The 26,465-nt window shown below is 69.6% G+C and carries 23 protein-coding genes; 15 read left to right on the forward strand and 8 right to left on the reverse strand.

All coding sequences use genetic code 11. The annotated features are described in order from the left end of the window. Positions 1–113 precede the first annotated feature (113 nt). Positions 114–1,451 (reverse strand): ammonium transporter, encoded by a 1,338-nt coding sequence (locus ACFQS9_RS24700; protein ID WP_378409192.1) that lies wholly within the window; start codon positions 1,449–1,451, stop codon positions 114–116. A gap of 207 nt (positions 1,452–1,658) precedes the next feature. Here ACFQS9_RS24700 and ACFQS9_RS24705 point away from each other — a divergent pair, with 207 nt between their 5' ends. Next, on the forward strand, positions 1,659–3,974 hold the full coding sequence (locus ACFQS9_RS24705) for a DNA polymerase III subunit gamma and tau (protein ID WP_378409193.1): 2,316 nt from the start codon (positions 1,659–1,661) through the stop codon (positions 3,972–3,974). 38 nt (positions 3,975–4,012) lie between these two features. After that, on the forward strand, positions 4,013–4,693 hold the full coding sequence (locus tag ACFQS9_RS24710; RefSeq protein WP_378409194.1) for an alkylmercury lyase family protein: 681 nt from the start codon (positions 4,013–4,015) through the stop codon (positions 4,691–4,693). An 86-nt stretch (positions 4,694–4,779) separates the two neighbouring features. On the opposite strand, the gene ACFQS9_RS24715 is transcribed toward ACFQS9_RS24710, so the two are convergent. From ACFQS9_RS24715 to ACFQS9_RS24725, 3 genes are all read right to left on the reverse strand, one after another. After that, positions 4,780–5,745 (reverse strand): alpha/beta hydrolase, encoded by a 966-nt coding sequence (locus ACFQS9_RS24715; protein WP_378409195.1) that lies wholly within the window; start codon positions 5,743–5,745, stop codon positions 4,780–4,782. A gap of 100 nt (positions 5,746–5,845) precedes the next feature. Beyond that, positions 5,846–6,784, reverse strand: coding sequence for an acyl-ACP desaturase (locus ACFQS9_RS24720; RefSeq protein ID WP_378409196.1), 939 nt, complete (start codon positions 6,782–6,784; stop codon positions 5,846–5,848). Positions 6,785–6,818: 34 nt separating this feature from the next. Further along, the gene (locus tag ACFQS9_RS24725; protein ID WP_378409197.1) at positions 6,819–7,760 is read right to left on the reverse strand and encodes an AraC family transcriptional regulator; all 942 of its coding nucleotides are present in this window, start codon (positions 7,758–7,760) and stop codon (positions 6,819–6,821) included. A 227-nt stretch (positions 7,761–7,987) separates the two neighbouring features. Here ACFQS9_RS24725 and ACFQS9_RS24730 point away from each other — a divergent pair, with 227 nt between their 5' ends. From ACFQS9_RS24730 to ACFQS9_RS24765, 8 genes are all read left to right on the forward strand, one after another. Continuing rightward, positions 7,988–8,548: a flavin reductase family protein gene (locus ACFQS9_RS24730; RefSeq protein ID WP_378409198.1), complete on the forward strand. Its 561-nt coding sequence runs from the start codon at positions 7,988–7,990 to the stop codon at positions 8,546–8,548. A gap of 33 nt (positions 8,549–8,581) precedes the next feature. Next, positions 8,582–10,183 (forward strand): 4-hydroxyphenylacetate 3-hydroxylase family protein, encoded by a 1,602-nt coding sequence (locus tag ACFQS9_RS24735; RefSeq protein ID WP_378409199.1) that lies wholly within the window; start codon positions 8,582–8,584, stop codon positions 10,181–10,183. Positions 10,184–10,241: 58 nt separating this feature from the next. Continuing rightward, positions 10,242–10,736, forward strand: a complete 495-nt coding sequence (locus ACFQS9_RS24740; RefSeq protein WP_378409200.1) for a dioxygenase family protein — start codon at positions 10,242–10,244, stop codon at positions 10,734–10,736. 117 nt (positions 10,737–10,853) lie between these two features. Further along, the gene (locus ACFQS9_RS24745; protein WP_378409201.1) at positions 10,854–11,549 is read left to right on the forward strand and encodes a hypothetical protein; all 696 of its coding nucleotides are present in this window, start codon (positions 10,854–10,856) and stop codon (positions 11,547–11,549) included. A gap of 83 nt (positions 11,550–11,632) precedes the next feature. After that, entirely contained in the window at positions 11,633–13,606 is a 1,974-nt protein-coding gene (locus ACFQS9_RS24750; RefSeq protein WP_378409202.1) for a sensor histidine kinase, read from the forward strand. Beyond that, entirely contained in the window at positions 13,603–14,241 is a 639-nt protein-coding gene (locus ACFQS9_RS24755) for a response regulator transcription factor (protein WP_378409203.1), read from the forward strand. Before ACFQS9_RS24750 ends, ACFQS9_RS24755 begins: the two co-directional genes overlap by 4 nt. A gap of 256 nt (positions 14,242–14,497) precedes the next feature. Then, positions 14,498–15,712 (forward strand): acetyl-CoA C-acetyltransferase, encoded by a 1,215-nt coding sequence (locus tag ACFQS9_RS24760; protein ID WP_378409204.1) that lies wholly within the window; start codon positions 14,498–14,500, stop codon positions 15,710–15,712. Between the two features lie 31 nt (positions 15,713–15,743). Beyond that, a complete protein-coding gene (locus tag ACFQS9_RS24765) occupies positions 15,744–17,885 on the forward strand; it encodes a 3-hydroxyacyl-CoA dehydrogenase NAD-binding domain-containing protein (RefSeq protein WP_378409205.1) in 2,142 nt (713 codons plus the stop codon). Positions 17,886–17,939: 54 nt separating this feature from the next. Here ACFQS9_RS24765 and ACFQS9_RS24770 read toward each other — a convergent pair whose 3' ends face one another. Further along, positions 17,940–19,298 (reverse strand): flavin-containing monooxygenase, encoded by a 1,359-nt coding sequence (locus ACFQS9_RS24770; protein WP_378409206.1) that lies wholly within the window; start codon positions 19,296–19,298, stop codon positions 17,940–17,942. A 221-nt stretch (positions 19,299–19,519) separates the two neighbouring features. Between ACFQS9_RS24770 and ACFQS9_RS24775 the strand changes: the two genes are divergently transcribed. Both ACFQS9_RS24775 and ACFQS9_RS24780 read left to right on the forward strand, forming a co-directional pair. Continuing rightward, positions 19,520–20,293, forward strand: coding sequence for an SDR family NAD(P)-dependent oxidoreductase (locus tag ACFQS9_RS24775; protein WP_378409207.1), 774 nt, complete (start codon positions 19,520–19,522; stop codon positions 20,291–20,293). A 29-nt stretch (positions 20,294–20,322) separates the two neighbouring features. Then, positions 20,323–21,087 (forward strand): IclR family transcriptional regulator, encoded by a 765-nt coding sequence (locus tag ACFQS9_RS24780; protein ID WP_378409208.1) that lies wholly within the window; start codon positions 20,323–20,325, stop codon positions 21,085–21,087. Positions 21,088–21,167: 80 nt separating this feature from the next. On the opposite strand, the gene ACFQS9_RS24785 is transcribed toward ACFQS9_RS24780, so the two are convergent. Both ACFQS9_RS24785 and ACFQS9_RS24790 read right to left on the reverse strand, forming a co-directional pair. After that, on the reverse strand, positions 21,168–22,484 hold the full coding sequence (locus ACFQS9_RS24785) for a class I SAM-dependent methyltransferase (RefSeq protein ID WP_378409209.1): 1,317 nt from the start codon (positions 22,482–22,484) through the stop codon (positions 21,168–21,170). Further along, positions 22,481–23,893 (reverse strand): FAD-binding oxidoreductase, encoded by a 1,413-nt coding sequence (locus ACFQS9_RS24790; RefSeq protein WP_378409489.1) that lies wholly within the window; start codon positions 23,891–23,893, stop codon positions 22,481–22,483. The genes ACFQS9_RS24785 and ACFQS9_RS24790 overlap by 4 nt, the downstream gene beginning before the upstream one ends. A 254-nt stretch (positions 23,894–24,147) precedes the next feature. Here ACFQS9_RS24790 and ACFQS9_RS24795 point away from each other — a divergent pair, with 254 nt between their 5' ends. Then, complete coding sequence (locus tag ACFQS9_RS24795) at positions 24,148–24,582, forward strand: SRPBCC family protein (protein WP_378409210.1); 435 nt, start codon at positions 24,148–24,150, stop codon at positions 24,580–24,582. A gap of 35 nt (positions 24,583–24,617) precedes the next feature. Here the strand turns inward: ACFQS9_RS24795 and ACFQS9_RS24800 are convergent, their stop codons facing one another. Next, positions 24,618–25,418 carry an Rv3717 family N-acetylmuramoyl-L-alanine amidase gene (locus ACFQS9_RS24800; RefSeq protein WP_378409211.1) on the reverse strand — a complete coding sequence of 267 codons (801 nt, stop codon included), beginning with the start codon at positions 25,416–25,418 and terminating at the stop codon, positions 24,618–24,620. Positions 25,419–25,502: 84 nt separating this feature from the next. Between ACFQS9_RS24800 and ACFQS9_RS24805 the strand changes: the two genes are divergently transcribed. Then, complete coding sequence (locus ACFQS9_RS24805; protein WP_378409212.1) at positions 25,503–25,802, forward strand: YbaB/EbfC family nucleoid-associated protein; 300 nt, start codon at positions 25,503–25,505, stop codon at positions 25,800–25,802. 8 nt (positions 25,803–25,810) lie between these two features. After that, complete coding sequence (recR, locus tag ACFQS9_RS24810) at positions 25,811–26,419, forward strand: recombination mediator RecR (RefSeq protein ID WP_378409213.1); 609 nt, start codon at positions 25,811–25,813, stop codon at positions 26,417–26,419. Positions 26,420–26,465: the final 46 nt, after the last annotated feature.

Below are 26,465 nucleotides of genomic sequence, written 5' to 3' on the forward strand. Positions count from 1 at the left end.
CGGGCGCGACGACCCTGTCCCGAGGGGGGAGTAGTCGGCGTCGGTGGGGGGACTTGCGATCCGGACCGCCCGGACTGCCCGGGATCGTATCCGAACCCGACCCCTGGTCGGCGTCAGTCCGCGACGTCGTCCGGGTCGCGTTCGGCGGGCCGCGGACGCTGCTCGTCGTGGTCGCGGGCGAACAACCCGTGCGGCGGGCCTGCCGGACCGCCGTGGGCGAGGACCGCGTGCTCGTAGGCGGACTCGGCGTGCAACGCGAGGTCGACGCCCGCGATCTCGTCCTCGCTGCTGACTCGGAAGCCCATCCAGCGGTCGATGGCTTTGCCGAGCGCGTACGTGACGCCGAAGGCGTAGAGCCCGACCACGACGATCGCCAGCGTCTGCTTGCCCAGCTGGGCGAGGCCGCCGCCGTACAGCAGTCCCTCGGCCCCGCCGGTCATCACCTCGGCGGCGAGCAGGCCGATCAGGATCGTGCCGACGATGCCGCCGATCAGGTGCACGCCGACCACATCGAGCGAGTCGTCGTAGCCGAACCGGAACTTCAGGCCCACCGCGAACGAGCACACGACGCCCGCGAGGGTGCCGACCACCGCGGCCCCGAGGACCGTCACCCAGCCGCAGGACGGGGTGATCGCGACCAGGCCGGCCACCACGCCAGAGGCCGCGCCGAAGGTGGTGGGATGCCCGTCGCGCTTCTGCTCGACCAGCAGCCAGCCGAGCATGCCTGCGCAGCCCGCGACCAGGGTGTTGAGGAAGACGGCCGCGGCGGTGCCGTTCGCGGCCAGTGCGGACCCGGCGTTGAACCCGAACCAACCGAACCACAGCAGGCCGACGCCGAGCAGCACCAGCGGCAGGTTGTGCGGGCGCATGGGCTCGGAGCGGAAGCCGATCCGCGGGCCGAGGACCAGGGCCAACGCCAGTCCGGACGCGCCGGAGACGATCTCGACGACCAGGCCGCCCGCGTAGTCGAGGGCGCCCAGCTGCGCGATCCAGCCGTCCGGGCCCCACACCCAGTGGGCCACCGGGGCGTACACGGCCAGCGCCCACACCGGGACGAACACCGTCCACGCCGAGAACTTGGTGCGGTCCGCGATCGCACCGCTGATCAACGCGGCTGTGAGGATCGCGAACGTCAGCTGGAAGGTGGCGAACAGGAACTCGGGGACGCCGCTGCGCACGGTGTCCGGGGTGATGTCCGCCATGCCCAGGTGCTCGAGTCCGCCGAGCAGGCCGCCGCCGATGTCGTCACCGAAGGCGAGGCTGTAGCCGACGACCAGCCAGACCACGGTGACCAGGGCAATCGAGACGAAACTCATCATGATCATGTTGAGCACGCCCTTGGAGCGGACCATGCCGCCGTAGAACAGGGCCAGCCCCGGCGTCATCAGTAGGACCAGGGCGGTGCTCACCAGCAGCCATGCGGTGGCTCCGGCGTCGATTGTCTCGGGCACGTCGGTTTCTCCTCACGCGCGCGGGCCTCGGCCGCACGCGAGAGGTGACGATGGTCGGTTCCGGTTTCGCCGGCGCTGCCAATGTGTTGCGGCTGTGTTTCGGAATCCGCTCGCCGGTGCGGCCACGCCGGTGCGGATCGGGGCTCGGGTTGCGCGGGGACGGCGGTCCGTCGACGCGGTGTCGCCCCTCGCCGGTACCCTCTCCGCGTGGCCCTCTACCGGAAATACCGACCGGCAACCTTCGCCGAGGTGGTGGGGCAGGAGCACGTCACCGACCCCCTCAGCACCGCCCTCGACGCCGGACGCATCAACCATGCGTACCTGTTCTCGGGCCCGCGCGGCTGCGGTAAGACGTCATCCGCCCGGATTCTGGCCCGGTCCCTGAACTGTGTGGAGGGCCCGACCTCCACCCCGTGCGGCGTGTGCCCGTCGTGCGTGGCGCTCGCCCCCGGCGGCCCCGGCAACCTCGACGTGATCGAGCTGGACGCGGCCAGCCACGGTGGCGTCGACGACACCCGCGAGCTGCGCGATCGGGCGTTCTACGCGCCCGCGGAGTCCCGATACCGCATCTTCATCGTGGACGAGGCGCACATGGTCACCACCGCGGGCTTCAACGCGCTGCTCAAGATCGTCGAGGAGCCGCCGGAGCACCTGATCTTCGTCTTCGCGACCACCGAGCCGGAGAAGGTGCTGCCGACAATCCGGTCGCGGACCCACCACTACCCGTTCCGACTGCTGGCGCCGTCGACGATGCGTGGGCTGCTGGAGAAGATCTGCGCGCAGGAGGACGTCGCCGTCGAGGCCCCCGTCTATCCGCTGGTGATCCGCGCGGGCGGTGGGTCGCCGCGCGATTCGCTCAGCGTGCTCGACCAGCTGCTGGCGGGCGCGGGTGACGAGGGCGTCACCTATCAGCGCGCGCTGTCCCTGCTCGGTGTCACCGACGTGGCGCTCATCGACGACGCGGTCGATGCCCTCGCCGCCGGTGACGGCGCCGCGCTCTTCGGCACCGTGGACAAGGTGATGGACGCGGGCCACGATCCGCGGCGGTTCGCGGTCGACCTCCTCGAGCGGATCCGCGACCTGATCCTGATGCGTGCGGTGCCCGACGCGGGGGAGCGGGGCCTGGTCGACGCCCCCGGAGACGTGCTCGAGCGGATGCGCGAGGAGGCCGCGCGCATCGGACCCGCGACCCTGGCCCGTTACGCCGAGGTCCTGCATGCCGGGTTGGGCGAGATGCGGGGGGCGACCGCGCCCAGATTGTTGCTCGAGGTGATGTGCGCCCGGATGCTGCTGCCGGCGGCGTCGGATGCGGAATCGGCTGTGCTGCAACGGTTGGAGCAGCTCGAGCGGCGCGTGGCGGCGGGTCCGCCCGCCGGGGAGCCGGCCGCCGCGGCGCGAGCGGTCGCGCCGACGGAGCAGACGGTGAGGCCGAGTGCCCCGGAGCCCGAACCGATCTACCAGCGCCCGTCGCAGCGTGCGGCGGCGCAGGCGCGGCACCCGGAGCCGGTACGGCCCGAGCCGGTCGCGCCCGAGGTCGTCGCTGCTGTTGCGGCAGAACACAGTGCGCCGGTGCAGGCTGCGCCGGAACCCGTCGAGCCCGCCGCCGCGGTGGCCGACCCGACCCCTGTCCCAGCCCCGGAACCGGTGCCCGCCGCCCGGGAGCCGGAGCCCGTCGTCGCCCCGGAACCGGTGCCCGCCGCCCGGGAACCGGAGCCCGTCGTCGCCGCGGCCCCCGTGGTCGAGGACCCGGTCGCTTCGGAAGCGGCGGTCCCGGAACCGGTTGTGCCCGAACCCGTCGCGGCCCCCGTGGACGAGCCCGTGCCGGTGCGCGAACCGGAACCGCAGGCCGTCGTGGAGCCCGCGCCCGCCGAGCCCGAGCCGGTCGCTCAGGCGTCCGCGCCCGCCGCGGCCGGTCAGCCCGATGCCGCCGCGGTCCGCGCCGTGTGGTCGGAGGTCCGGGCGAAGGTGCGCGACCGCAGCCGCACCGTCGAGGTGATGCTCTCCGGTGCCACGGTCCGGGCGGTGGAGAACGACCGCCTGATCCTCATCCACGCCTCGGCGCCGCTGGCCAAGCGCCTGGTGGAGCCGCGCAACGCGGAGGTGATCCGGGACGCGCTGCGGGAGGTGTTCGGCGTGGACTGGGCGATCGACTGCGAGGTCGGCACCGCCGCCCCGTCCGATGCTCCCCCGCGAGCCCAGCCCGCCCGTCAGCAGCCGGCGAAACCGGCAGGCGCGCCGCGGTTCTCGCGTCCGAGCCAGGAGCAGGCCGCGCCCGCGCCGGCGCGGCGGACCGAGTCCGCGCCCGGCCCGTCCGCCGACGACATCCCCCCGCCCGAGGAACCCGACTACCCGGACGATCCGGGCCCGACGTACGCCACGCCGGAGTCGGTCACCCCGGAGGACGAGGAAGAGATGATGGCGCAGGCCGCCGAGCCGGCCGACCCGTCGGTCCGGCGCGACCCGGAGGAGATGGCGCTCCAGTTGCTGGAGACCCACCTCGGGGCCAAGCGCATCGACGGCTAGCGTCCGTCCGCACCACGACACAGGGCCGGAGGATCGCAGTGAACACGCCTCAGTCGCGCAGAGTTTGCGATCTCGTCTACGAGACGTTCGCGACCCAAGGCCGCGCGCCGTCGGTCGCCGAGCTGGCTCGGCTGACACAGAGCACCATCGAATCGGTTCAGGACAACCTCGACGACCTGGCCGAGGCTCATGCGCTGGTCCTGGCGCCCGACCGGGATGCGGTACGCATGGCGCACCCGTTCACCGCTGCGCCGATGGCGTTCGTGGTAACCCCGGCCGATGGGCACGACGATCGCCGCTGGTGGGGTGGATGCGCGTGGGACTCCTTCGGCATCAGCGCTGCCCTGAACCTCGAGGTCCGCATCGACACCGCCTGCCCACAATGTGGTGCCGCGATCAGTTTCGTATCAGGCCCAGCGACCGCACCGCCGGCCGAGCTCGTGGTCCGGTTCCCCCGGCCGGCCGCGCTGTGGTGGGACGACGTCGTCGGCACCTGCACGATGATCCGCACTTTCTGCAACCGTGACCACGCCGAACAGTGGACCGTCGACAACGCTCCCGGCAGTGGCTTCATCGCCGACGCGACGGCCGTATGGCGACTTGCCGGCCCGTGGTACGGCGACCGCCTGCACCCGGACTTTCAGCCGCACAGCCGCGAGCACAACCAGCAACTGCTCGACGAGTGCGGGCTCACCGGGCCGTTCTGGCAGCTGCCGTAGGAACCAGAACGCACCGGCACCTGCACCAAGCGGAGACCTTTGAAGTAGTTGGAACAGCCGTCCTTTCAGACGATCGTCGAGCAGGACTAGGCCGAACGGCGCTCGCGCGAGGCCACGTTCCGCCGGGCGAAGTCGATGCTGAGCGCGATCAGCGTCTTGCTCTCCTCCAGCACGACGCCGAGCACCGGGAAGGCGTGGATCTGCCCGCTCCACAGGTGCGTCTCCACCGGCCGGCCCGCGCGCTCGAGCCGGTCGGTCATGATCTCGACGTCCGGACGCATCAGCTCGTACTCGGCGGCGGCGAGGAAGATCGGCGGGAACAGGGCCGGGTCGGCCTGCACCGGCGACTGCGCCCCGACGATGAGGTCCGGCCCCGCGAGCCAGCGGTCCTTGAGCTTTCGGACCTGACGCATCGGCAGGTAGGCGTCGCGCTTCATATAGGCGGGGTCGTGCGACTCGAGGTCGAGATTGAGCAGCGGCGAGTACCCGATGACCGCGGCCGGTGGCGTGATGTCCTGCAACGCGCAGATCTCGGCGACTTTCATCGCTAGGTAGCCGCCCGCGGAATCGCCGGCGACGATGATCCGCGTCGGGTCCTCACAGGTCTCCAGCAGCGCGGTGTACGCCGCCATCGCGTCGAACAGGGAGGTGCCGATGCCGCCGTGAGGCAGCTGCCGGTACTCCACCGAGACCACCGGTACGCCCGAGCGGGCCGCGAGCGCCCCGCATGCGCCGCGATGGGTGGCCAGCCCGCAGAAGACGAAGCCGCCGCCGTGGAAATACAGGATGGTCGCGCCCTGCAACGCGTCGGTGGCGCGCCGCGGATGGGTGACCTTCTCGCACCGCACCCCGCCGAGGGTCATCGGTTCGATGTCCACTCCCTTGGGGGCGGGCGTGCGGTCGGACCATTCATCGAGCTTCGCGAGTGCGCGGATGCCGCGGTCGGACGTCGGCCACACCGTGAACAGCGGTTTGATGAAGATTCTCGCGAACCAGAACACCAGCCGTGCCCGCAGGCTGACGTTCCAATGCCACACCGTGGATCCCTGCATCCGCCTGCTGCCCCCTCATTTGCGCCGGTTTCGGTTCCACCACGATAGGGCCGGACGTGCTCGCTGACCAGGTTCGACGCGGCGGAGCGGGGCGTCCCCGCTATTCGGCGCGGGCAGCCTCGCGCGCGAGCATCCGGTCCCGCGACTCCTCGAACCGTTCGGCCGATCGCCGGAGGTCCTCGAGGTAGGCGGCGAGGCGATCTCGTGCGCGCTCACCCGCATCGGTGAAGTCGTTGCGCTCGAACACGTTCCAGATGCGGAGCACGGGCATGACGACCTCGTCGAGGTGCTGTCGCAGATCGTAGATGCCGTGTTTGGCGAGGAGCACCGCGTTCCTACGGAAGCCCGGCATGGACAGGCCGGGCATCTGGAAGTTGATCAGCACCTCGGTGATCGCCTCGAGGGCATCATCGGGGACGAGGTCGAGGGCGGCGCCCGCGAGGGATCGGTAGAAGACCATGTGCAGGTTCTCGTCCGCCGCGATCCGGTCGAGCATCCGCTCCGCGACGTCGTCCGCGCAGGCGTGGCCGGTGTTGCGGTGCGAGAGCCGGGTCGCGAGCTCCTGGAAGGTCACGTATGCCGCCGAGGGCAGGAAGGCGGCGTTCAACGGTGAGTCGAGGCCGTTCGTCAGGTGCTCCATCCGGTACCGCTCGAGCTGCACCGGGTCGACGGCGCGGGTGACCACCAGGTAGTCGCGCATGACGATCCCGTGCCGGTTCTCCTCGGCGGTCCACCGGTTCACCCAGGTGCCCCACGCCCCGTCGAGGGAGAAGCTGGCGGCGATCTCGCGGTGGTACGAGGGCAGGTTGTCCTCGGTCAGCAGGTTCGTGATCATGGCGGCCTTGGCCAGCTCGGAGAGCCGCGACTGGTCGGGGTCCCAGTCCACGCCGCCCATCTCCGCGAAGTTCCGGCCCTCGTCCCAGGGCACGTAGTCGTGCGGATGCCACTCCTTGGTCATCGACAGGTGCCGGTTGAGATTGGCCTCGACCGTCGGTTCGAGTTCCCTGAGCAGGTCGAGCTGGGTGAAGGTGGTGGTCATGCGGTCTCCTTTGCTTGAGGGCGCTCGAGCGGTGTCAGGTACCTCGCAGTGACTCGGATGGGGCGACGCCGTACCGGCGCCGATAGGCCGCCGCGAACCGGCCGGTGTGGGTGAAGCCCCACCGCAGGGCGATGTCGGTCACGGTGTCGTGTGGTGTGGCGGCGAGCAGGGCGTCGTGCACCCGCTCGAGTCGGATGCCGAGCAGCACCTCGGAGGGGCTGGCGCCGACGTACTGCCGGAAACCCTCCTGCAGCCTGCGGACGCTGACCCCGGCGACCTCGGCCATGTCGCCCGCCGTCCAGGCCCGCGCGGGGTCGCCGTGCAGCTCGTCGAGCACCCGTTTGACGATCCGGGGCCGGGCGACCCGGACGTCCGCCGGGTCATCGGGCACGGCGGCGAGCACGAAGGCGGTGGTGACGGCGCCCGACAGCTGTCGCGCGACGAGGTCGTTGTGGAGGAGGGCCCGGGCGTCCGCCAGCTGATCGGAGAGGGATTCGACGAATCGCAGCCAGCTCGCCCCGGCCGGTGTGGTGAGGTCGACCTGCGGCGGCAGCCGGTGACCGGGCCGGGCGAGGATCCGGCCCATCTCCCGCTGGAGGTGGTCACGGTCGATCCGGACCCCGATGATCTCGCAGGTCCTGCTCCACCTCGTGATCCGCGTCGAGGTGTCGGGTGGGCAGATCGTGGCCAGCCCGCTCGTCGAGACGACCTCGTTGCGCCCTGTGACGGACTCCAGGCGGCCCGAGAGGGGGATGTTCACGCCGTAGGCGCCGGGGTGATCGGACTGGACCGAGACGTCGGCGCCCCACGTGATGCGGGTGATGCGGACCGGGCCGAGGCAGGCGCCCTGCACGCGCATGTCCGCCGCGCTGTCCTGCGACAGCGGCGTGAGCGTGTGCGGAAAGTATGCGTCCGAGACCGCGTGTGAGGCCTCATCCCAGTCCTCCGGTCGGATGACCTGCGATGGCGTGGACATTTGTTCGTTAAACCTCCAACCCGCCCCCGGCCGTGGTGGTACCAGCCAATTGAACACCGTGTCCCGCGACACTGCCAGGCGAAATTGAGATCCAGGTCTCATCCGGTGCGCGATGTGGATCGCCTCCGCGCTCAGCGGATCGACGCCCGCTGCCGGCTTCCCTACCTTCGTCCTCACCTCAGTAGCACCGGCTCGCCCGGGGCGCACAGGAAACGGAGGTCCCATCCATGGAGCAGCATCAGCTCCGCAATATTTTCGGCCAGTTCGCCAGCGGCGTCACGGTGATCACCTGCCGGAACGCCGACGGGCAGCCGCACGGCGCGACGGTCACCGCGTTCACCGCGGTCTCGCTCGAACCGAGGCTGTGTCAGATCACGCTCACCCGCAAGTCCAAGGCCTGCGGATACCTCTCGGGCGCACCGTTCGCGGTGAACATCCTCGCGGCCGACCAGGTCGACACCGCCATGCATTTCGCAGGTCGACCGCAACGTACCGAACCGCGGTGGGTGGAGGGCGCGACGGCACCGGTCCTGGTGGGCGCCGCCGCCACCATCTCCTGCACCCCGTGGCGCGAGTACGACGGCGGCGACCACCTCATCTTCATCGGCGAGATCGTGGCCGCCGAGTCGAACGGGAAGGACCCACTCCTGTTCTACCGCAGCACCTTCCATGACCTCGGCAGTCCATCCGCGGCCATCGCGTGGAGCTGCAGCCAGGACGACCCGCACAGCGGTTGGTTCGACGCCAAGGCCTCCTTCACGCCCCTGCACCCACAGCCGGTCGGCTGACATCCCACTCATCCCTCGAGGAAAGGAACTTCCATGACCACCACCGAGTTGCCGGACCCCACCCAGGTCAATCCCGCCGCCGGTTCCGATGCCAATGCGACGAAGAACTTCGCCACCCGTCCGATGACCGGCGACGAGTACATCGAGAGCCTGCGGGACGACCGCGAGATCTGGTTGCACGGCGATCGGGTCAAGGACGTCACCACGCACCCGGCGTTCCGGAACCCGATCCGGATGACCGCCCGCCTCTACGACGCGATGCACACCGGCGAGCACGTCGACAAGCTCACCGTGCCCACCGACACCGGCAACGGCGGGGTGACCATGCCGTTCTTCAAGACCCCGACGTCGTCGGCGGACCTGCTCAGGGAGCGTGACGCCATCGCCACCTGGGCCCGGATGACCTACGGCTGGATGGGCCGCTCGCCCGACTACAAGGCCAGCTTCCTCGGCACCCTGCACGCCAACAAGGAGCTGTACGCCCCGTTCCAGGACAACGCGGAACGCTGGTACCGCGAGTCGCAGGAGAAGGTCCTGTACTGGAACCACGCGATCATCAACCCGCCGGTCGACCGCCAGCTGCCGCCCGACGAGGTCGGTGACGTGTTCATGAAGGTAGAGAAGGAGACCGACGCCGGCCTGATCGTCAGCGGCGCGAAGGTGGTCGCGACCGGCTCGGCGATCACCAACTACAACTTCATCGCCCACTACGGCCTGCCCATCAAGAAGAAGCAGTTCGCACTCATCTGCACGGTCCCGATGGACGCGCCGGGCGTGAAGCTGATCTGCCGCTCTTCGTACACCGAGCACGCGGCCGTCATGGGCAGCCCGTTCGACTACCCGCTTTCGAGCCGGATGGACGAGAACGACACCATCTTCGTCTTCGACAAGGTGCTGGTGCCGTGGGAGAACGTCTTCATGTACGGCGATGTGGACCGGATCAACTCGTTCTTTCCGCAGTCGGGATTCTTGCCGCGCTTCACCTTTCAGGGTTGCACGCGTCTGGCGGTCAAACTCGACTTCATCGCGGGCCTGCTGATGAAGGCGCTGGAGGCGACGGGCGCGGGCGGGTTCCGTGGCGTGCAGACGCGGGTCGGTGAGGTGATCGGCTGGCGCAACCTGTTCTGGTCGTTGACCGAGTCGATGGCGCGCGACCCCGAGCCGTGGGTCGGCGACGCAGTCATCCCGAAGCTCGAATACGGCCTCACGTACCGGATGTTCATGATCCAGGGCTACCCGCGGATCAAGGAGATCATCGAGCAGGACGTCGCCTCGGGGCTGATCTACCTCCCGTCGAGCTCGCTGGACTTCAAGAGCCCCGACGTGCGGCCGTACCTGGACAAGTACGTCCGCGGCTCCGACGGCATCACCGCGGTGGACCGCGTCAAGGTCATGAAGGCGCTGTGGGATTCGATCGGGACCGAGTTCGGCGGCCGGCACGAACTGTACGAACGCAACTATTCGGGCAACCACGAGAACGTCAAGGCCGAGCTGCTCTTCGCCGCCGAGAACCGGGGCGTCGCGAGCTCCATGAAGGGCCTCGCCGAACAGTGCCTGGACGAATACGACCTCGACGGCTGGACCGTGCCCGACCTGATCGGCAACGACGATGTCTCCTACTTCGGCAATCGCTGAAACCCTCTCGGCGGATACCGGTTTCACTGGTGAGGAGCTTGTCGACAGCGAGTTCTATGTGCAGCCCCGGCCGGTGCTGCCCTGGCGGTCGACGCTGTCCACCCGCTATCGCGAGCCCGGGACGCCCCTGCGCCTGGTGGGGGTGGTCCGGGGGAGCGGTGGAGAGCCGCTGTCCGGAGCCGAGCTCGATCTGTGGCAGCCGGACCGCGCCGGCTGCTACTCCGGTTACTCGCATGAGATCCCGGCGGGGAACCTGCGCGGCGCGGTGATCACCTGCGCCGGTGGACGATTCGACGTCACGACGGTGATGCCCGGGACGTGCGAGTTCGTGGGAAGTCCGGGTGATCCCGCGCACCTCAACGTGATCGTTCGGGCCAGAGGCCATCGGGAGCTGGCCACCAGGCTGGTGCCGTTGCCCGGTCTGCCCGGCATCGGGGCGCCGATCGGTGCGGGCGCGGTGGACCGGCATCGTGGCCGCGTGCCCCTGGCGGTGCGTCCCGGCCGGACCGGGCTCGAATGCTGGTGTGAATTCGTCCTGCCCTCCCAGGCGTGAGCCGGCACGGTACACGCGCGATTTCCCGGCGGGTCGGGTCGGTTGTCCCTGGTGGTCGGGACACCGCATGTCGCATCCTCATCTGCGGGTCGGGACGGGAACGCGAGGAGCGTGTAGATGAGTACCACCATTCCTGCAGGGGAAAGCCCGGTCGACACGGCCGGTCGGCGTGCGCAGTCGTCATTGTGGGCGGTGACCGGTGCGATCGCCGGTCTCGCAGGGATCGTCGGCATGCAGGCGAGCACCAGCCTCTCCGCCACGATCGACGAGGGCGTCGTGGGCGACGCCGTCGCCATGATGAACAGGATGGCCGAGGAGCGGACCGTCATCCTGGTCGAGCACGTGGCCATGAACGTCGCGGCGCTACTGCTGTTGGTCTTCGCCGCCGGGTTGTGTCGCCGGCTCGCGGGCGGTCTCGAGCCACACAGCCTGCTGCCGCAGGTCGCGGCGGGTGGATTGATCCTCACCTCGGCCGCCTGCCTGATCGGCACCGGCCTGACCACCGAGCTCGTGTTCGGGCTGAGCGCGGGTGACCAGTTGCTGCCGGAGTTCGCGGCCTTCGGCGCGCACTGGATGGGTACCATCCCGTGGCTGTGGGCAGGCGCGGGCGTCAGTGCGCTCGCGGTCGCGGCGGCCTCGCTGCGGCACGGCGCGCTGCCGAGGTGGATCGGCTGGACCAGCGCCGTTCTCGGCGGGATCACCGCGCTCTTCGGGATCTCGCCGCTGCAGTACATGGCGGGCTTCACCGGGCCGGTCTGGGTGCTCGTGTGCGCCGTCGGACTGTGGTTCTCGGGGCGTTCCGTGCGAGCGTGACCCAGAATGGGCCTCCGGACTGTGCACCCCGACCGGGGTGCAACGCGCGCACGGGCGCCGGAGGCGCATACGAGGAGGAACGGTTGAGCGAGCGAAGTGGGGGGTCGGCGGGCGCCGGCGGATGGCCGGTGCCCGCCGCCGTGCTCGCGGTTGCCTCCTGGCTGCTGGGGGTGCTGGCGCTGGTGGCGTTCGTCGCCGCCGAGCCGACCCTCGACGCCAACCAATTGTTCTTCCTCGTCGACCTGCTCGGTGCGGGCGTCTACGGCACGGTCGCCGGGGTGGTGCTCGCCCGGCGGGTGCATCCGGTGCCGATCATCCTCGGGCTCACCGCGATCGGGGTGGGCCTCGCCGCGTTCAGCTATAGCTACACCCAGCTGGCGGTGATCCGGCCCGGCCTGCCTGCGGTCGCACTGATCGAGCCGCTGCAGAACACCGCCTGGATTCCCGGCACGCTGGCGCTGTTCCTGGTCGTCCCCTGGCTGATCCGCGACCACCGGCTGGAGCCGGTGGCACGCGCGGGCCTGGTCGTGGGCACCGCGACGATCGTCTGGTTCTTCGTGGCCCGCACCTACACCGACATCGCGCAGATCTGGTTGATCGCGCCGGTGGTGATGGTGGGTCTGGTGGCCGCGGGCGACGCCGCGTGGCGGTGGCGGCGGGGCCCGGTCGACGAGCGGGTCGGTCTCGGCTGGCTGTGCCTGGGCACCACGCTGATGGCGCTGTCGTTCGTGCCGCTGGCGCTGCCCTCGGCGTGGCCGAGCCTGTGGATGCTCACCCCGCTCATCCACCTCGCGGTGCAGGCGTTCTATCCGGCGGCGATCCTGGTCTCGGTGCTGCGCCAACGGATGTGGGGCCTGGACCTCGCGGTCAGTCGGGCGGTGCTCGCGGGCACCCTGACCGTCGGCCTGATCGCGCTGTACGTGGTGGTCGCCACCGCGCTGGCCCGGCTGCTGCCCGCCGCGGATTCGGTGTTCGTGCAGGCGGTGGCTGCCGGTGCAGTGGCCGTCGCGGTGCAGCCGTCCCGGCTGTGGCTGCAGCGCCGCGTGCACGACCTCGTGTACGGGGAGGGCGGTGACCCCGCCAGGGTCGTGCGCCGCCTCGGCGCCCGGTTCGCGGAGGCGGAGACGCCCGAGGACCTGGTATCCGAACTCGCCGCCGGCGTGGCGGTGGCGCTGCGCCTGGAATCGGTGACGGTCTGGCGGTCCGGCTGCTCCGACCCCGTCGCGCGCTGCGGCGACCCGACGGGCCACCCGACCACGGTCGAGCTCATCCACCGCGGCGCGCCGGTCGGCCGGTTGACGGTGACCGCCCCGCCGGGGGAGACCCTCGGGGCACGGAGCCGGAAGTCCTTGGACGAGTTGGCCTCGGTCGTCGCCACGGGCCTGGCCCTGGTGCGGGCGACGCGGGACCTGGACGCCGCGCGGGAACGGCTGTCCACGGTGCGGCTGGAGGAGCGCCGGGTGATCCGGCGTGAGCTGCACGACGGCCTCGGGCCGTCCCTCGCCGGCATCCGGCTCGGGTTGCAGGGGGTCCGGAACCTGATGCGCACCGACTCGGACGCGGCGGTGCGGCTGCTCGACTCGCTGCAGGTGCAGCTCGACCACCAGGTCGACGGTGTCCGGTCGTTGTCCCGCAACCTCTTCCCCCCGATCCTGGACGAGCTGGGCCTGGCCGCCGCGCTGGAGGAGCTGGCCGCCCAGCACGCGCGCGGCGGGTTCGCGCTCGACGTGCGCGCGCAGCTGCCCGCGCGGGTGGACCCGTATGCGGGAGCGGCCGCCTACGGAATCGTGGTGGAGGCCGTCTCGAACGCGCGACGGCACAGCGGTGCCGACGGATGCCGGGTCGAGGCGGTCTGTGTCCCAACGGAATCCGGTGGACGTCAGCTCACCGTCACGATCCGGGACGGTGGCACCGGCTTCGACCCGGGCAGGGAAACGGGGGTCGGGACACGTTCGATGCGGGAGCGGGCGGGGGAGCTGGGGGGCACCCTGGTCATCGACTCGCTGGAGCCACACGGCACCCGGGTGACCGCGCGGCTACCGTTGACCACATCATGACCGCCATCCGCGTCGCCGTCGTCGACGACCACCCCGTCTTCCGGCTCGGGATGGTGGCGTTGCTCTCGACGCTCGACGGCATCGAGGTGGTCGCCGAGGCCAGTTCGTCGGCGGAGGCGACGGCGCAGGTGACGGCCGATGTCGACGTGGTGCTGATGGACCTCGAACTCGGCGATCGGTCCGGTGTCGAGACGACGCGGGACCTGGTCTCGAGGTTCCCGGCGCTGCGTGTGCTGATGGTGACGATGCACGAGGACGACGAATCGATCGTCGCGTCGATGCGGGCGGGGGCCAGGGGCTACCTGGTCAAGGGGGCCGTCCCGGACGAGGTCGAGCGCGCGATCCGGGCGGTCGCGAACGGCGAGCTGCTCCTCGGCGCGGCGGTGGCCGAGCGCGCGCTGGGATTCATGGCGGCCTCCAGGAGCCTCGCGCCGACCGTGTTCCCCGAGCTGACCGACCGGGAGCGTGAGGTGCTCGACCTGGTGGCGGGCGGACACGACACCGCGACGATCTCCCGGCGGCTGATCCTGAGCCCCAAGACGGTCCGAAACCACATCTCCAACATCCTGGCCAAACTCGGCGTGCCGGACCGGGCGGCGGCCATCGTGCGGGCGCGAGAGGCGGGGCTGGGCTGAGCCCGCCGGCGGGTTGGGCAGCGCCTCGTGGGTAGAACCGACCCCGACCCCGGCCCGCGGCGACGATCGCAACGGTCACAGAGCTCGCTCGCTTCGGTCCTAGACCCAAATTTGAAACGCGTTCTAGTATGACTTGCGTCGAGGTGTATGCCTCGGGCCAGGAGCCGCTCGAATCGGCGCCCGGCGTTGACGATTGAACTGCCATTGCGAACACCACGCACGCGGCGGAGCCGTGCACAGGAAGGAACACCTCACAGTGACCACAGAGGCATTCATTTATGAAGCCATCCGAACCCCACGTGGCCGTGGCAAGAAGACCGGTTCGCTGCATTCGGTCAAGCCGATCTCGCTGGTCACCGGCCTGATCGACGAGCTGCGTGTGCGCTTCCCCGACCTCGACGAGGACCGCATCTCCGATCTGATCCTCGGCGTCGTCACCCCGGTCGGCGACCAGGGCATGGACATCGCGCGCATCGCGGTCAACGACGCGGGCCTGCCCGACACCGTCGGCGGCGTGCAGCTCAACCGTTTCTGTGCGTCCGGGCTCGAGGCCGTCAACATCGCCGCGCAGAAGGTGCGTTCCGGCTGGGACGAGCTCGTCATCGCCGGCGGCGTCGAGTCGATGTCCCGCGTGCCGATGGGCTCCGACGGCGGCGCCTGGGCCCTGGACCCGGCCACCAACTACGACAACTACTTCGTCCCGCAGGGCGTCGGCGCGGACCTGATCGCCACGATCGAGGGCTTCACCCGCGACATCGTCGATGCCTACGCGGTGCGCTCGCAGGACCTCGCCGCCAAGGCGTGGGCGGGCGGATACTTCGCCAAGTCCGTTGTGCCGGTCAAGGACATCAACGGCATCACCATCCTCGACAACGATGAGCACATGCGTCCCGGCACCACCGCCGAGTCGCTCGCCGGCCTGGCGCCCGCGTTCGCGACGGTCGGCGAGATGGGCGGCTTCGACGCCGTGTCGCTGCAGAAGTACCACTTCGTCGAGAAGATCAACCACGTCCACCACGGCGGCAACAGCTCCGGCATCGTCGACGGCGCCGCGCTGCTGCTCGTGGGCAGTGAAGGCGCAGGGCAGGCTATGGGCCTGACCCCGCGCGCCCGCGTGGTGGCCACCGCCACCTCCGGTGCGGACTCGACCATCATGCTGACCGGGCCGACGCCCGCCGCGAAGAAGGTCCTCGCGTCCGCGGGTCTGACGATCGAGGACATGGACCTCGTCGAGATCAACGAGGCGTTCGCCTCCGTGGTGCTCAAGTTCCAGAAGGACATGAACGTCCCGGACGAGAAGCTCAACGTCAACGGCGGCGCCATCGCGATGGGCCACCCGCTCGGCGCCACCGGCGCGATGATCACCGGCACCATGGTCGACGAGCTCGAGCGCCGTAACGCCCGCTACGCCCTGATCACGCTGTGCATCGGCGGCGGCATGGGTGTGGCCACCATCATCGAGCGCGTCTGACGCGGCCCGGACTACCAGGAGAGACGAAGCAGTGAGCGAGCAGAACATCATCAACTGGGAGCAGGACGCCGACGGAATCGTCGTGCTCACCATCGACGACCCCAACCAGGGCGCGAACACCATGAACGCGGCCTACATCGAGTCCATGAAGGCCACCGTCGACCGGCTGTACGCCGAGAAGGACGCCATCACCGGCGTCGTGCTGACCTCCGGCAAGAAGACCTTCTTCGCCGGCGGCGACCTGAAGAACATGATCAAGGTCGGACCCGAGGACGCCGAGCAGATCTTCAACCACAGCGTCACCCTCAAGGCCGACCTGCGTCGCCTCGAGACCCTCGGCAAGCCCGTCGTCACCTGCATCAACGGTGCCGCGCTCGGTGGCGGCCTCGAGATCGCGCTGGCCACCCACCACCGGATCGCCGCGGACGTCAAGGGCGTCAAGATCGGCCTGCCCGAGGTCACCCTCGGCCTGCTCCCCGGCGGCGGCGGCGTGGTCCGCACCGTTCGCATGTTCGGCCTGATGACCGCGCTGACCCAGATGCTGCTGCAGGGCCAGCAGCGGGGACCGGTGCAGGCCAAGGAGGTCGGCCTGGTCGACGAGGTCGTCGGTTCGGTCGAGGAGCTCGTGCCCGCCGCCAAGGCGTGGATCAAGGCCAACCCGGAGTCCGGCGTGCAGCCGTGGGATGTCAAGGGCTACAAGATCCCCGGCGGCACCCCCGCGACCCCGGCGTTCGCCGCGAACCTTCCCGCCTTCCCGGCGAACCTGCGCAAGACGCTCAAGGGTGCGCCGATGGAGGCCCCGCGCGCGATCATGGCCGCGGCGGTCGAGGGCAGCCAGGTCGACATCGACAACGCGCTGACCATCGAGTCCCGCTACTTCACCAAGCTCGTCACCGGGCAGGTCGCGAAGAACATGATCCAGGCGTTCTTCTTCGACATGCAGTCGATCGGCTCCGGTGCCTCGCGCCCGAAGGACATCCCCAAGAGCGAAATCAAGAAGATCGGCGTCCTCGGCGCAGGCATGATGGGCGCGGGCATCGCGTACGTCTCCGCGAAGGCCGGCTTCGAGGTCGTGCTCAAGGACGTCAGCATCGAGGCGGCGACCAAGGGCAAGGCGTACTCCGAGAAGATCGAGGCCAAGGCCCTCTCGCGCGGCAAGACCACGCAGGAGAAGTCGGACGCCCTGCTGGCGCGCATCACCCCGACCGCGGACGCGGCCGACTTCGCGGGCGTCGATTTCGTGGTCGAGGCCGTCTTCGAGAGCCCCGAGCTCAAGGCCAAGGTCTTCCAGGAGATCGAGGACATCGTTGAGCCGAACGCGCTGCTGGGCTCGAACACCTCGACCCTGCCGATCACCGGTCTCGCGACCGGCGTCAAGCGCCAGGAAGACTTCATCGGCATCCACTTCTTTTCGCCCGTCGACAAGATGCCGCTGGTGGAGATCATCCGCGGTGAGAAGACCTCCGACGAGGCGCTGGCCCGGGTGTTCGACTACGTGCAGGCCATCCGCAAGACCCCGATCGTGGTCAACGACTCGCGTGGCTTCTTCACCTCGCGCGTCATCGGCACCTTCATCAACGAGGCCATCGGCATGGTCGCCGAGGGCATCGAGCCGGCCACCATCGAGCAGGCCGGCATGCAGGCCGGCTACCCGGCGGCACCCCTGCAGCTCTCGGACGAGCTGAACCTGACGCTGATGCAGAAGATCCGCGCCGAGTCCAAGGCCGCGGCCCTGGCCGAGGGCAAGGAACTGCCCGCCGACCCGGCGGGCGATGTCATCAACTTCCTCGTCGAGGGCAACGACCGCAAGGGCCGGCTCGGCGGCGCGGGCTTCTACGACTACGTCGACGGCAAGCGCACCGGCCTGTGGTCGGGACTGCGTGAGCAGTTCAACTCCGGCTCGAACCAGGCCCCGATCCAGGACCTCATCGAGCGGATGCTGTTCATCGAGGCCATCGAGACGCAGAAGTGCTTCGACGAGGGTGTGCTGATGACCAGCGCCGACGCCAACATCGGCTCGATCATGGGCATCGGCTTCCCGGCGTGGACCGGTGGCGTGCACCAGTACGTCGTCGGCTACAAGGGCGGCAAGGCCGGCTTCGTCAAGCGCGCGGAGGAGCTCGCCGCGAAGTACGGCGAGCGGTTCACCCCGCCCGCCTCGCTGAAGGCCTAGGCACCAATCGCCTGAAGGTGCCCCTCGCCCGGTTCGACCGGGTGGGGGGCACCTTCAGTCGTTTCCGGGGGTGAACCGCCGCCCGCTTCCGGCGGCGGCACGGGCGCGACCGGCGGACTCCTCGGCGTCGAGGCCCCATTCGTACACGGCGGTATCGACCTGCATGGTGTGCCGCTTGCTCTTGACGAAGTGCTTGAGGTCCCGTTTCTCGTCCGCGCGGATGGTGGCCTGCATCGCCGCGATGTCCGGCAACGCGTAGTCGCCGGCCAGGTACGCCGCGGCCCACCTGGCCTGCCGCTCGCAGAACGGGAACAGCGTCGGGATCGCCTGCGCGAACCCGATCATGATCAGGTCGTCCACCCCGGGCTTGATCATCCGCTTGAACAGCGGCAGCCGGTTGTCGGGCGCCGAGATGAACTCCTCGTCGAAGAACGGGAAGGTGATCTTGTACCCGGTCGCGTAGATGATGACGTCGATGCGCTCGCGGCTGCCGTCGGCGAACTCGACCTCGGCGCCGTCGAGCCGCCGGATGTCCGGTTTCGCGGCCAGGTCTCCGGAGCCGAGCCGGACGAGCAGCTCGCTCGACACGGTCGGGTGCGCCTCGAGCAGCTTGTGGTCCGGGGTCGGGAGGCCGTAGTTCTCCATCCGCCCGACGGTGATCCGCATGAGGCCGCGGGCCAGGGACTTCTGCAGGCCGAGGGGCACGTGCGGCATCGTGCGCATGACGGTGTCGATCGGCCTGCCGAACACGTACTTCGGGATCACGTACGCGCCCCGCCTCGTGGAGATGAACGCCGCCTCGGCGAGGTCCCGGCGGCTGAGTTCGGACGCGATGTCGACGGCGCTGTTCCCGATGCCCACCACCAGGATCCGTTTGCCCCGCATGTCGATCGGCTCGGTCGGGTCGATGTACTCGTGCGAGTGGATCTGACGGCCGGCGAACTCGCCGGGGAAGGCGGGCTCGGGCCAGCGGGCGTCCCAGTGGTGGCCGTTCGCAACGATCAGCGCGTCGCAGCGGCGGCGGCCGCCGCCGGTCAGTTCCAGCTCCCAGCCGCCACCCTCCAGCCGCGTGGCGTGACGGACCTCGGTCTCGAATCGGATGCTCTCCGCGAGGCGGAACCGGTCCACGTAGGACTCGAAGTACGCGTGCACCTGCTCGTGCGAGGGGAAGTCCGGGTAGTGCGCGGGCATCGGGAAGTCGGAGAAACCGAGCCGCTCCTTCGACGTGTCGATGTGCAGCGAGCGGTAGGCCGACGAGCGCCGGTTGGGATTCTTGAACGCCCAGTTGCCGCCGATCCGATCGCTCATCTCGAACGTCTCGACCGGCAGACCCCGCTCGCGCAGCGCCTTGGTCGCGACCAGCCCGCTGAGGCCGGCGCCGATGACACAGGTGGACGGCGTTCGGGTGCCCATGGGGTCAACAGTAGCCGCGGGAATCGCCCTCCCACGAGGATTCGACGGCGCAGATCGACCCGGTGACCAGCTGTTTCCCGCGACGAGGGAAACCGTATGTTCGGCGGTGAGTGCGGACACTACGTTCAGCCGGTGTGGCCTGGAGCACATCTCGGTCGCACACAGCGCGCGTCCTCCGTGGGCGGCGCGGGATTCGGATCGGACACGAACGGAGCACGTGCATGCTGACTTTGAGCTTCCCGGAGGGCGCCGCCCTGGTCTTCGGTGGCAGCGGCGGCATCGGGCGTGGCGTCGCCCGAGAGTTCGCTCGGGCCGGCAGCGCCGTCGCGGTCTGCTACAACTCCAAGCGTGAGGTCGCCGAGGAGACGGTGGCCGAGCTGCGCGCGCTCGGGGTGAAGGCGAGCGCACACCAGGTCGACGTCCGTGCCGAGGCCGAGGTCTTCCGGGTGCTCGGGGAAGTCGTCGGAGAGCACACGCGCATCCACACCGTGGTGTGGGGTGCGGGGCCCGTTGTCGACCAGATCACCGTGGCCGAGACGACCCCCGAGCAGTACCGGCGGTCGATCGAGATCGAGACCCTCGGCATGTTCACCGCCGCGCATGCCGTGCTGCCGCACTTCCGCGAGCACGGCGGGGGCTCGTTCGTCCACCTCGGATCGGCCGGCGACCACTGGTTCCCGACCCTCGACGGGCTGTCGGTGATCCCGAAGGCGGCGAACGAATCGCTCATCCGCGGTATCGCGAAGGAAGAAGGCGCGCACAACATCCGAGCCAACTCGGTGCTGGTCGGCGTGATCGAGGCCGGCATGTTCCTCGAGCTCAAGGCGCAGGGGGTCTTCGACGAGGAGTGGGAACGCGAGGTCCACAAGCTGGTGCCGCTCAAGCGCTGGGGCAAGCCGGCCGACATCGGCGCCGCCTGCGTGTTCCTGGCCTCGAACGAGGCCAACTACATCACCGGGCAACAGATCTCGGTGTCGGGCGGTTTCGGCGTCTAGCGGGACCGGCGTAGGAGAGGAGTGCGGTGGTGAGCGACGGTCAGCAGGCCCAACCCATGTTGATGTTCGACCGGATCGAGCTGGTGCTGCAGGCGCTCGACGACTGCGGGCATCTCAGCCTCAGCGAGATCGCGCGGCTGACGGGGATTCCGACCTCGTCGGCACACCGTCTGCTCGAGAAGATGGTGCAGGGGCGGTGGCTCACCCGCGTCGGAACCCGCTACGAGATCGGTGTCCGATTGTTCGAGCTGGGATCGAGGGCGGTGCGTAACCACTGGTTCCACCGGACGGCTCTGCCGACCATGCAGGAGCTGCACCGGTCCACGGGGGCCGTGGTCCACCTCGCCTTCCTCGACGGTGCGGACGGCATTTACTGGGAGAAGATCTCCGGCGCGTTCGGGGCGAAGATCCCCTCACGTATCGGCGGCCGGTATCCGGCGCACCGGTCTGCGGTGGGCAAGGCCCTGCTGAGTTCGCTCCCACGCGAGGCGCTCGACCAGCCGATCTTCGATCGCCTGAACCGGAGTGACGCGCAACGGTCCGGTGGCAGGCGCGAGCTGGAACTCGAGCTCGACCGGGTCGCCGTCGAGGGTGTCGCCTACGACCGGGGTGAGGCACTGGCCGGCCTCGGATGTGTGGCCGCGCCGATCGCGTACGGGCATCCGATTCCCGCGGCCCTCTCGATCTGCGGGCCGCTCAGCCGCATCACCACGGATCGCAGGATGAGCGCGGCGGTCCAGAGTGCCGCCGCCGAGATCGCCAGGAGTGTCCGGCAGTACGCCCCGGCAGGGTGAGCCGCCCCTCGTCGCGGTGATGTGCCCTTCACCAGGTCGGACCGGGCGAAGGGCACATCACCCCGGAACATCGATGCGGGTCAGCCCTTCCACCACGGACGCAGCGGTACCTCCGCCTGGCCCTTCGGGCCGAGCTTGACGGCCAGCACCTGGTGCAGCTGCACCACATTGCGTTCGAAACCGAGCCGCGAGCCGGCCATGTAGAGCCCCCAGACCCGTGCGGTGCCCTCACCGACCTCCGCGACGCAGGCGTCCCAGTTGTCGACCAGGTTCTGGCACCAGGCCTTGAGGGTCAGCGCGTAGTGCTCGCGCAGATTCTCCTCGTGCCGTACCTCGAGGCCGATGTTCTGGATCTCGGTGATGATCCGGCCGGACCCGGTCAGCTCGCCGTCCGGGAACACGTAGCGATCGATGAAGCCGCCTGCGCGGGCCTGGTGCCGGTTGTCCGGCCGGGTGATGCAGTGGTTGAGCAACCGCCCGCCGTCACGGAGCTTGGACTGGATGAAGCCGAAGTACGCGGGGTAGTTGTGGACGCCGATGTGCTCGGTCAGCCCGATCGAGGAGACGGCGTCGAAGCCCGTCTCGGCGATGTCCCGGTAGTCGGAGTGCCGAACCTCGGCGAGGTCCGAAAGGCCCTCGTCGGCAATGGCTTTCTGTGCCCATGCGGCCTGCTCGGCGGACAGTGTCACCCCGATCACCTTGACGCCGCGCCGGGCGGCGAAACGGACCATCGAGCCCCAGCCGCAGCCGATGTCGAGCAGCCGGTCGCCGGGCTTGAGTCCGAGCTTATCGAACACCAGCCGGTACTTGTTCTCCTGTGCGTCCTCGAGACTCTGATCCTCGGCCTCGTAGGCCGCACAGGTATAGGTCATCGAGGGGCCCAGCACGTGCTCGTAGAAGGTGTTCGAGACATCGTAGTGATGGTGGATGACCTCGGCGTCACGGGACTTGGAGTGGCGCAGTCCCTCCGCGAGCCGGCGCCAGCGGGGCAGCGCCTCCTGCGGTGGTGGGGCGATGGGCCGCAGCAGGTCCCAGCCGAGCGAGCGGGTGATGCTGGCGAGGGTCAGCGCGGACGGCCTGCGGAAGTGCAGGTCGTCACCCATCACCCGGAGGATCTCGTACGGGTCGCCCGGGTGCACACCGGTGGCCTCGAGGTCGCCGGAGACATACGCGCGGGCCATGCCGAGATCGCCGGGTGCGGTGGCCAGGTAGGTGGTGCCGCGCGGAGACTTGAGCGTCAGGCCGTACTCGGCGTTCTCCGGGCCGGCGGCGCTGCCGTCGTATGCGGTGAACCGGAGCGGGATGTCGCCGTCGGCGACTGTCTCGAGGATCTCGGCGATCGACAGCTTGTGATGGCCGTTTCCGGTGGAGGTATGAGAGTCCTTGAATGTGGTCACTTACGTTGCACCGCCTTCGAATACAGGTCCAGTAGTCGAGAATCGGGGTCGTACTTGTTCTTGAGTGCCGAGTAGTTCTCGCCGCCGTACAGGCGGGCGAAGTCGTCCTCGGAGTAGTAGGAATCGGAGTAGAGGGACTTGTGCCCATCGAACTCGTTGACGGTGTCCTCGATCAAGCGATTTGCGGCGCCCTCGCGCTCGCCGGGAACGATCGGCACCGAGGACCAGAAGCCGACGTTGACGTAGGTGCGCTTCGGTTCGAGCGGATACAGCGGCCACGGCCGAACCGAGGACGCGCCCGTGGGCCCGGGCTCACGCAAGCGCAACGGGCACAGCCACAGCGGCTCGATGGGGATCTCACGCAGGAACCAGGACACGAAGTCGGCGGTGCGCTCGATCGGCACCTCGACGTCCTGCACGACCCGTTCCCGGGGTGGGTTGCCCTTGCGTCGCTCGAGCCGGTCACCGATGTCGTACTTCTGGTCGAGCGCGATCAGCTTCCAGTAGAAACTGCTGCGGCGGTAGCGCTTCGGCCACAGCCGGCGGATCCGCGGGTTCTGTGCGCCGAATGCCCGTGAGCACCAGAACCAGTCGGTGTCCCAGCGCCACAGGTAGTCCGAGATGGTGAGCCGGTCGGTGGAACGCTGCTGCAGCGAACGGTAGTAGATCTGCTGGCCCGTGTAATCGCTGACGGGGCCGCGCTCGTCGGTCTGGGTGCCGAGCGTCAGATACGACTCGGTCGCCGAGAACACCACTCCGTCGAGGTAGTCCACCGCGACGCCCTCGTGACTGCGATCGGCACAGATCCGGTCCATCGCGTTCTGCAGTTCGGTGAGATCGTGGAATCGCAGGTGCCTCAGCGCAACAAACGGCTTCACCGGTTCCAGTTCGATGCGGAGCCGGGTGGAATAGCCGAGGGTGCCGTATGAGTTCGGGAAACCCCAGAACAGGTCCGAGTGCTCCCCGTCGGGGGTGGCGGTGATGATCTCCCCGCTCCCGGTCAGCACATCGATCTCGAGCACCGACTCGTGCGGCAGCCCGTTCCGGAACGACGTCGATTCGATGCCGAGACCGGTGACGGCACCCCCGAGGGTGATGGTCTTCAGCTGCGGGACCACCAGCGGCGCCAGGCCGTACGGCAGCGTCGCGGCGACCAGGTTCTCGTAGGTGCACATGCCCGCGACATCGGCGGTGCGGGCCACGGGGTCGACCGAGATCACCCCGCCGAGCCCCGACACGTCCAGGCCCGGCGTGTCCGTCTTGGTGCGGGCCCGGAACAGGTTTGAGGTCTTTTTCGCCAGGCGCACCGTCGAGGACGGTGGGATCGCGCGATAGCTGGCGAGCAGGCGCTCGACACCCGCACGGTGGACCGCCGCGCCGGTTTCACCCGGCGTGGAGGTTCGACCCAGTCGTTGCAACGCACTCTGAGAGGCAGCCACACCCCGACGCTATCGCCTGGGTGCGACACCGGCCACCCAAGTGGAAGTCCCTCCGGCGAAACGTCACGCAAATGTTGCGAAGCGGTCGCGATCCGGGTTCGTGGCACCGCTGTGATCCGACGCACACGCCGGTGGTGGGGACTGGCCGGGCAGGTCCCGTGACGGGCACGATGGCGGGGTCGGCCACGTCAGGGTCCGGCCCGAAGATGCTAAGGAGATCCACAGTGGGACAGGTCAGCGCCAGCAGTTCGGTCGAGGTCGCGGCGGCTCCGGAGCGGGCGCTCGCGGCGCTCACCGACTACGAGACGGTGCGGCCCCGCATCCTCACCGAGCAGTACCTCGACTACCGCGTTCTCGAGGGCGGTCAGGGCTCAGGCACGGTCGCGCAGTGGACGCTCAAGGCGACCGAGAAGCGTTCGCGCGACATCAAGGCCACCGTGGCCGTCGACGGCAACACCGTCACCGAGAAGGACGCCAACTCCACCCTCGTCACCACCTGGACCGTCGCGCCGTCCGGTGCCGGGTCCACGGTCACCACGACCACCGAGTGGAAGGGTGCGGGCGGCATCGGCGGCTTCTTCGAGCGCACCTTCGCGCCGGGCGGGCTGCGGAAGATCCAGGCCGCCGTGCTGGCGAACCTGGCCCGCGAACTGGCCTGACACAGACCGCCGCGGCCGCTGACCGATGCGTTCGGTCAGCGGCCGTCGAGATAGCGGACGATGCCGAACACCACGGCCTGCGCGTACCGGGCCCGGCCCGCGTCGCTGGTCATCGCGGCCGCCTCGTCGGCGTTGCGCATGTTGCCCAGCTCGACCAGGATCGACGGCCGCTCGGACAGGTTCAGCCCGCTCAGGTCCTCGCGCGGCAGCAGTCCGGCGACCCCGACGTAGGTGGCGGGAGTGAATCCGGACGTCTGGAGGGCGTCGCGCATCGACGTGGCGAACGCGACCGAGGCTCCGGCCTGGACCGTGTTCAGCGGCGGCGCCGAGAAACAGACGTGGAATCCGCGCTGGTCCGGCGCGGCGCTGTCGGCATGGATGGCGACCACCACGTCCGCCCCGGATGCGTTGGCGTCGGCGGCCCGTTTGTCCACGCACGCCGCCACCGAGGAGTCGTCGGCGCGGCTCAGCAGGACCCTGGCGCCGAGGTTCTCGAGCTCGGTCCGCATCTGGGACGCGACCTCCCAGTTGAGGGTGTGCTCGGGGTAGCCGCCGTCGGCGGCGGTGCCGGTGGTCTGACACTCCTTGGTGCCGCCGCGTCCGGTCGGCACCTGCGCGGTCATGCCCGCATCGTTGGCCCCGTTGTGGCCGGGATCGAGGAACACCGTCTTGCCCTGCAGCACCGCCGACTGCACCAGCTCGGCCGCGGTGGTGGTGGGCGCGGCGGTCACGCCCGCAGCGGTCTCGGTGGGGATGGTGCAGCCCGGCAGCGCGAGGGTCGCGGCAGCGGCGGCCACGAGCAGGACGCTCCGATACCCGGCCGACTTCGCGCGCACGGGCCCACGCTATCCGGATGCGGCTACGCTGACGGGGCAACACGCAGAAAGGACATCGACGTGCAGCCCGGTGGACAACCCGATATGCAGCAGCTCCTCGCGCAGGCCCAGCAGATGCAGCAGCACCTGATGGCCGCGCAGGCAGAGATCGCCGAGGCGGAGGTCACCGGCCAGGCCGGAGGTGGACTCGTGACGGCAACCGTCAAGGGGACCGGCGAGGTCGTCGCGTTGACGATCGACCCCAAGGTGGTCGATCCCGAGGACGTCGAGACCCTGCAGGACCTCGTCATCGGCGCGATCGCGGACGCCGCGGGCAAGGCGCAGGAGATCGCGGCGGGCAAGCTCGGCCCGCTCGCGGGCGGCCTGCCCGGGCTCCCCTTCTAGAGGCCCCGGTGTACGAGGGGCCGGTACAGGATCTGATCGACGAGCTCGGCAAGCTGCCGGGCATCGGGCCCAAGAGCGCGCAGCGCATCGCCTTCCACCTGCTCAGCGTGGAGCCGCCCGACATCGACCGGCTGCAGAACGCGCTGCAGCGGGTCCGTGACGGGGTGCAGTTCTGCGTCGTGTGCGGGACGGTGTCCGACAAGGAGAAGTGTCGGATCTGCGCGGACGCCCGCCGCGACCGCACCGTCATCTGTGTCGTCGAGGAACCCAAGGACGTCCAGGCGGTCGAGCGGACGCGGGAGTTCCGGGGCCGCTATCACGTGCTCGGCGGCGCGCTCGACCCGCTGAGCGGAATCGGGCCGGACCAGCTCCGCATCCGGGAACTGTTGGCACGCATCGGTAATCAGGAGGACGGTGTCGACGTGTCCGAGGTGATCATCGCGACCGATCCGAACACCGAGGGCGAGGCCACCGCGACCTATCTGGTCCGCATGTTGCGCGACTTCCCCGGCCTGACGGTGTCGCGGCTGGCCTCGGGTCTGCCGATGGGCGGAGACCTGGAATTCGCCGACGAGCTCACTCTCGGGCGGGCGCTCTCGGGCCGCCGGACCCTCTGACACCACCCGCGAGCCCTGCGCGTCTGCCTGCGCCGCGGCAGCGGAT

The sequence above is a fragment of the Rhodococcus daqingensis genome (genome assembly GCF_042665615.1).
GTDB lineage: Bacteria > Actinomycetota > Actinomycetes > Mycobacteriales > Mycobacteriaceae > Rhodococcus_G > Rhodococcus_G daqingensis.

Coding starts and splice junctions, on each gene's coding strand:
- ACFQS9_RS24745 (WP_378409201.1), top strand. CDS start 10,854: ATGAGTACCACCATTCCTGCAGGGGAAAGCCCGGTCGACACGGCCGGT.
- ACFQS9_RS24755 (WP_378409203.1), top strand. CDS start 13,603: ATGACCGCCATCCGCGTCGCCGTCGTCGACGACCACCCCGTCTTCCGG.
- ACFQS9_RS24725 (WP_378409197.1), bottom strand. CDS start 7,760: ATGTCCACGCCATCGCAGGTCATCCGACCGGAGGACTGGGATGAGGCC.
- ACFQS9_RS24805 (WP_378409212.1), top strand. CDS start 25,503: ATGCAGCAGCTCCTCGCGCAGGCCCAGCAGATGCAGCAGCACCTGATG.
- ACFQS9_RS24730 (WP_378409198.1), top strand. CDS start 7,988: ATGGAGCAGCATCAGCTCCGCAATATTTTCGGCCAGTTCGCCAGCGGC.
- ACFQS9_RS24775 (WP_378409207.1), top strand. CDS start 19,520: ATGCTGACTTTGAGCTTCCCGGAGGGCGCCGCCCTGGTCTTCGGTGGC.
- ACFQS9_RS24720 (WP_378409196.1), bottom strand. CDS start 6,784: ATGACCACCACCTTCACCCAGCTCGACCTGCTCAGGGAACTCGAACCG.
- ACFQS9_RS24735 (WP_378409199.1), top strand. CDS start 8,582: ATGACCACCACCGAGTTGCCGGACCCCACCCAGGTCAATCCCGCCGCC.
- ACFQS9_RS24770 (WP_378409206.1), bottom strand. CDS start 19,298: ATGGGCACCCGAACGCCGTCCACCTGTGTCATCGGCGCCGGCCTCAGC.
- ACFQS9_RS24715 (WP_378409195.1), bottom strand. CDS start 5,745: ATGCAGGGATCCACGGTGTGGCATTGGAACGTCAGCCTGCGGGCACGG.